The organism is Roseateles sp. P5_E11, assembly GCF_054049355.1.
In genome coordinates, this window is sequence record NZ_JBFUMO010000408.1 from 1 (window position 1) to 5,370 (window position 5,370).

Genomic DNA, 5,370 nt, shown 5'->3' on the forward strand with positions numbered 1-5,370 from the left:
GAAGTGGACGAGCGCTACACCAGCGTCGAAGCCGAGGCTGAAGGCGCGCACGACGTGGACGCCGCAGCGGCTGCCCTCATCCTTGAACAATTTTTCCGGGAACACCCATGAGTGACCTCAAGCTGGACGCTGAAGGCCTTTACCTCGAGCTCAGGCGCGGCGTGCAGCGACTGCTGACCGCCGACACTGCCCTCGTGGGCATCTGGAGCGGCGGCGCCTGGCTGGCCGAGCGGCTGGCCGTCGACCTGGGCCTGGCCGACGCCGGCACCATCTCCAGCGTGCTGCACCGCGACGACTTCGGCTCACGCGGCCTGGCCAAGGCCGACCACACCTCGCTGCCCTTCGACGTCAACGGCCGCGACATCCTGCTCATCGACGACGTGCTCTACACCGGCCGCACGACGCGGGCCGTGCTCAACGAGCTGTTCGACTTCGGCCGCCCGGCGAGCGTGCAGCTGGCGGTGCTGGTGGACCGCGGCGGGCGGCAGCTGCCGATCGAGCCGGCGTTCTCTGCGGCCCGCGTCACGCTCGCCGCAGACCAGAGCCTGCGCCTCGCGCGCGCCGATGGGGGCCGATTTGCCTTTGAGGTGAAGTGATGCTTTCCAAACGCAACCCCCAGCTCAACAAGCACGGCGAGCTGATCCACCTGCTGTCCACCGAAGGCCTGCCGCGTGCGGTCATGGAGCAGATCCTGGACACCGCGGGCAGCTTCCTCTCGGTCAACGACCGTGAGGTCAAGAAGGTGCCGCTGCTGCGCGGCAAGTCGGTGTTCAACCTGTTCTTCGAGAACAGCACCCGCACCCGCACCACCTTCGAGATCGCCGCCAAGCGCCTGTCGGCCGACGTCATCAACCTGGACATCGCGCGCAGCTCCACGGCCAAGGGCGAGACGCTGCTGGACACGGTGGCCAACCTCAGCGCCATGCACGCCGACATGTTCGTCGTGCGCCACAGCGAGAGCGGCGCGCCCCACCTGATCGCCCAGCATTGCGCGCCGCACGTGCACGTTGTCAACGCCGGCGACGGCCGCCACGCCCACCCGACTCAAGGGCTGCTGGACATGTACACGATCCGGCACTTCAAGAAAGACTTCCGCAACCTGACCGTATCCATAGTCGGCGACATCGTTCACTCGCGCGTCGCTCGCAGCGACATCCACGCGCTCAACATCCTGGGCGTACCGGAGATCCGCGCGGTGGGCCCCAAGACCCTGGTCCCCGGCGACCTGCGCGACATGGGCGTGCGCGTCTGCCACGACATGGCCGAAGGTGTGAAGGACGCCGACGTCATCATCATGCTGCGCCTGCAGAACGAGCGCATGAACGGCGGCATGCTGCCCAGCAGCGGCGAGTTCTTCAAGCACTTCGGCCTGACGCCCGACAAGTTGCGCCTGGCCAAGCCCGACGCCATCGTCATGCACCCGGGGCCGATCAACCGCGGCGTCGAGATCGCGTCCGAAGTGGCCGACGGCAAGAGCAGCGTCATCCTGCCGCAGGTCACCTTCGGCATCGCGGTGCGCATGGCCGTCATGGCCATCCTGGCTGGCAACGAGGCATGAGCATGAAGATCCTGATCAAAGGCGGCCGGCTGATCGACCCGGCATCCAGTCTCGACCGCATCGGCGACGTCGCCATCGCCAATGGCCGTATCGTGCACCTGGGGGATGTGGGCGACTTCGTTGCCGACCGCACCGTGGACGCGAGCGGCCTCATCGTCGCGCCCGGCCTCGTCGACCTGTGCGCCCGGCTGCGCGAGCCCGGCCACGAGCATGAAGGCCTGCTCGAAAGCGAACTCGCCGCAGCGGCCGCTGGTGGCGTGACCAGCCTGGTCTGCCCGCCCGACACCGACCCGGTGCTGGACGAGCCCGGCCTGGTGGAGATGCTGAAGTTCCGCGCCCGCAAGCTCAGTCGCTGCCGCCTGTTCCCACTTGGCGCGCTGACGCGCCAGTTGAACGGCACGGCACTCACCGAGATGGCCGAGCTGACCGAGGCTGGCTGCATCGGCTTCTCGCAGGCCGAGGTGCCGATCAAGGACACGCTGGTGCTGAGCCGCGCGCTTCAATACGCCGCCACCTATGGCTACACGGTCTGGCTGCGCCCGCAGGACGCCTATCTCGGCGGTGGCGTCGCGGCCAGCGGTTCGGTCGCGACGCGGCTGGGACTGTCCGGCGTGCCCGTCAGCGCCGAGACAGTGGCGCTGCACACCATTTTTGAATTGGTACGCGCCACGGGCGCCCGGGTGCATGTCTGCCGCCTGTCCAGCGCCGCCGGCGTCGAGCTGGTGCGCGCGGCCAAGCGCGAGGGCCTGCCTGTCACGGCGGATGTGTCCATCAATTCGCTGCACCTCAGTGACGTCGACATCGGCTACTTCGATTCGGCCATGCGCCTGACGCCGCCGCTGCGCCAGGGCCGTGACCGCGATGCGCTGCGCGCGGGCCTCGCCGATGGAGCGATTGACGCGCTGGTGTCCGACCACATGCCCGTGACGACCGACGAGAAGGCTGTGCCCTTTGCCGAGGCCACGCCGGGCGCGACGGGCCTGGAGCTGCTGCTGAGCCTGGCGCTGCGCTGGGCCCAGGATTCCAAGCTGCCGCTGCAGCGTGCGCTGGCTGTCGTGACGGCCGAACCGGTGCGGGTGCTGGGCAGCGCACTCGGCTCTTTGTCCGCCAGCGCCGGTCGCCTGGTGGAAGGTGGCGTCGCCGATGTCTGCGTGTTCGACGCGGCGGCGAGCTGGTCCGTCACGCCCGACGCCCTGGCCAGCCAGGGCAAGCACACGCCGTTTGCCTTCGCCTCCAGCGGTTTCGAGCTGCCCGCGCGCGTGCGTTGCACCCTTGTCGCCGGCCACGTCGCCTACGAAGGATGACGGCCCCCACGCGCGCTTCGCACGCTGCCCCCCGAGGGGGTGCAGCCTCCCTAGGGGCGGCCCGGCGGGAGGCTGAATGAGATCCCTGATCGCCACCTGGCGCCTCACGCGCCTTGTGCCGCATGTGCTGCACGGCCTGTGGATCGTCAAGCGCCGCTTCGAGCTGCTGACGGCGTCCGAGCGGCATGGGCTGATCCAGTGGTGGTCGCTCAAGACGCTGCGCATCCTCGGCATCGCGCTGAAGTCTCAGGGCCAGGCCTTGCCGACGGGTCATCTCATGGTGGCCAACCACATCTCCTGGCTGGACATCGCCGGCGTCCACGCGGTGCTGCCGCAGGCGCGCTTCGTGTCCAAGGCGGACGTGAGGCACTGGCCGGTGGTCGGCGCCCTCGTCGAAGGCGCCGGCACGCTCTTCATCGAGCGCGCCAGCAAGCGCGATGCGCTGCGTGTCGTGCACCAGACGGCCGCAGCCCTGCAGGCGGGCGACTGTGTCGCCGTCTTCCCGGAAGGCACCACGGGCGCCGGGCCCGAGATGCTGCCCTTCCACGCCAACCTGCTGCAGGCGGCGGTGTCGGTCGATGCCCCGGTGCTGCCCGTCGTGCTGCGGTGGCACGAGCCCGGCGAGCGCTTCAGCTCGTCGGCGCGCTTCATCGGCGACACGACGTTGGTTGAGAGCCTGTGGCGCATTGCTTCGGCCAAGGGGCTGGGCATTGATGTGCAGATCCTGCCCAGCGTGATGGCGACCGGCCAGGACCGTCGCGCCCTTGGTGCGATGCTGCGCGGCGTGATCAGCGCGAAGCTGGGCTGAGCCAGGCCAGGCCGGCCGACGTATTGCCACGGGGCCGGTATTCCAGGCCGACAACGCCTTGCCAGCCACGCGCGTTCAGCAGGGCCAGCTCCGCTGCGAATTCACCGGCCTCGGGCTCATGCCGCCCGGCAACGCCGGCGACCTGCACATGGCCCAGCACGCCGAGGTCCAGCGCGCGCGCCAGATGTGTCAGTGATTCACCTTCAGCGACGCGGCAATGGTAGAGGTCGAGTTGCAGTTGCACGCGTGGCGTGTCCAGCGCCGCCAGCAGCTCCAGCGCCTGGGCCTGGCGATGCAGGAAATAGCCGGGCATGTCGCGGCGGTTGATGGGCTCGACGACCAGGGGCAGGGGGGACTGCTCGGCGGCCCAGCCGAGGTTGGCCAGCCAGGTCGAGCGGTGCTCGGGCGTGTCCTCGGCCAAGCCTGACAGCAGATGCACGCGGGCCGCGCCAAGGCGGTCGGCCAAGTCCAGGCCGCGCAGCGTCGCGTCGCGAAACTCGGCCTCGCGGCCGGGCAGGGCGGTGAAGCCGCGCTCGCCGACGGCCCAGTCGCCGGCAGGGGCGTTGATGAGGACGACCTTCAGCCCCGCCAGCGCGGCCGTCAGCGGTGGGCGGTCATGCAGATGCGGCTGCTGCAGCTCGACGGCGGCAAAGCCGTCGGCCCGTGCCACCGCCGGCCGGTCGAGATAGGCGTGCTCGGTATAGAGCCAATCGAGATTGGCTGCGAAGCGTGGCGGGATCACTGCGACTCCGCTACCAGGGCGGCGTCATGGCTGGCGATCACTTTGGCTGAGGAGGGCAGGGTGATCTCGGGCATGGAGAACGGGCCTGCGCAGGGAGAATCCCGCGTCACTTGTAAAGAATTGCTGATGATAGAAGCCCGACCGTTGATCGTCCGTCTGCGCAACTTCGTTGGCGACACGGTTTTGAGCATTCCGGCGCTGCGGCTGCTGCAAAGCCACGGCTATCGCCTTGAACTGGTCGGCAAGAGCTGGGCACGCGGGTTGTTGGAGACGGAAGGCTGGCGCGTCCATGTGCGGCCCGAGAGGCTCGGCGAGCGCGTGGCGCAGTTGCGCGCGCTGCGGCGGCAGCTGCGTGCGCAAGACCCCGGATTCGACCGGCGCTCCAATACGCTGCTCTTTCCCTACGCGTTTTCAGCGGCGCTGGACGCGCGACTGGCCGGCCTGCGCGCCGAGGGCCATGCGGTGGAGGGGCGCACCTGGCTGATGCGCCGTGGTCACCCGCGGCGCCCGGGGCGGCACACGCTGGTCGAATACTGGGAACTGGCCTGCGACTTCCTCGGCATCGACGAGCCGCCTCCGCCGGTCATCGGCCTGCAGGTCAGCGAGGCCCAGCGGGAGCGGGCCGCCGCTCTGCTGGCGGGGCAAGGCATCGCGCCGGGGCGCTACGTGATGATCTGCCCGTTCGCCAACGGGAAAACCGAGTTCCTGGACCGCACCTGGCCGGCCTTCCCGGAATTCGTGCGCCGCCTGGATGCGGCGGGGCGCCGCATCGTGATGGTGCCGGGACCGACCGAACTGGAGGGGGCCCGCCAGCTCTACCCCGACGTGGTGCGGTTCGAAGGCGTGGGCCTGGGCATCTACGCCGCGTTGCTGCAGATGGCCGGCATCGTCGTCTCCAACGACACCGGGCCGGGCCACATCGCCGCCGGCGTCGGCGCACGGCTGCTCACCCCCTGGG

General features: G+C 69.5%; 6 protein-coding genes. 5 read left to right on the forward strand and 1 reads right to left on the reverse strand.

The features are described from left to right. The first annotated feature begins 107 nt into the window (after positions 1-107). The 4 genes from pyrR (at position 108) to ACXJKR_RS23215 (ending at position 3,670) form a co-directional block, all read left to right on the forward strand. Complete coding sequence (pyrR, locus tag ACXJKR_RS23200; protein WP_056199449.1) at positions 108-596, forward strand: bifunctional pyr operon transcriptional regulator/uracil phosphoribosyltransferase PyrR; 489 nt, start codon at positions 108-110, stop codon at positions 594-596. Continuing rightward, positions 596-1,558: an aspartate carbamoyltransferase catalytic subunit gene (locus ACXJKR_RS23205; protein WP_056199446.1), complete on the forward strand. Its 963-nt coding sequence runs from the start codon at positions 596-598 to the stop codon at positions 1,556-1,558. The genes pyrR and ACXJKR_RS23205 overlap by 1 nt, the downstream gene beginning before the upstream one ends. A 2-nt stretch (positions 1,559-1,560) precedes the next feature. Continuing rightward, complete coding sequence (locus tag ACXJKR_RS23210; RefSeq protein WP_457324813.1) at positions 1,561-2,862, forward strand: dihydroorotase; 1,302 nt, start codon at positions 1,561-1,563, stop codon at positions 2,860-2,862. A 76-nt stretch (positions 2,863-2,938) separates the two neighbouring features. Beyond that, positions 2,939-3,670: a lysophospholipid acyltransferase family protein gene (locus ACXJKR_RS23215; RefSeq protein WP_457324814.1), complete on the forward strand. Its 732-nt coding sequence runs from the start codon at positions 2,939-2,941 to the stop codon at positions 3,668-3,670. Here ACXJKR_RS23215 and ACXJKR_RS23220 read toward each other — a convergent pair. Continuing rightward, a complete protein-coding gene (locus tag ACXJKR_RS23220) occupies positions 3,651-4,412 on the reverse strand; it encodes a hydroxypyruvate isomerase family protein (protein WP_457324815.1) in 762 nt (253 codons plus the stop codon). The genes ACXJKR_RS23215 and ACXJKR_RS23220 overlap by 20 nt on opposite strands. 60 nt (positions 4,413-4,472) lie before the next feature. Between ACXJKR_RS23220 and ACXJKR_RS23225 the strand changes: the two genes are divergently transcribed. Then, positions 4,473-5,370, forward strand: an 898-nt coding sequence (locus ACXJKR_RS23225; RefSeq protein ID WP_457324816.1) for a glycosyltransferase family 9 protein, incomplete at its 3' end; no start/stop codon positions are given.